This is a genomic window from Streptomyces sp. P17 (genome assembly GCF_032436805.1).
In the GTDB taxonomy this organism is placed as follows: Bacteria; Actinomycetota; Actinomycetes; order Streptomycetales; family Streptomycetaceae; genus Streptomyces.
The window spans coordinates 1-346 of record NZ_JAVRBF010000474.1 but is presented as its reverse complement, the minus strand read 5'-3'; the positions used below and the strand labels follow the sequence as shown (position 1 = coordinate 346).

Genomic DNA, 346 nt, shown 5'->3' with positions numbered 1-346 from the left:
CACGATCAATTACATAATGTCGATCTTCCGGGCTCAACTCCTTCACTTTAAGTTGATTGAAGACTCGTAATGATGACTCATGGGAAGCCGATAATTTTTCGATAACATCAGGTAGCCCAGCGACGATAAACATTACTGTATTGCAGCCATGTTGCTGAAGCATTTCCGTAACGACTTTCAAAAAATACCCTAAATGCAAGTCACATGATGCATTATCGGCTTCATCAATGAATACTACTATCCCATCCTTAGCTTGTTCGCCTTTCTCTGGATTTGCAATGCGATTACATGTTTGGGATAGCGAATATGCAAAGTCATCGATCACTAGATCAGGATCTTCCGTTGA

At 40.8% G+C, this 346-nt stretch carries 1 protein-coding gene; it reads right to left on the bottom strand.

Annotation, left to right across the window (positions count from 1 at the left end):
- On the bottom strand, positions 1-325 hold a 325-nt coding region (locus RMT89_RS41770), incomplete at its 3' end, for a hypothetical protein (RefSeq protein ID WP_315888982.1).
- Positions 326-346 lie beyond the last annotated feature (21 nt).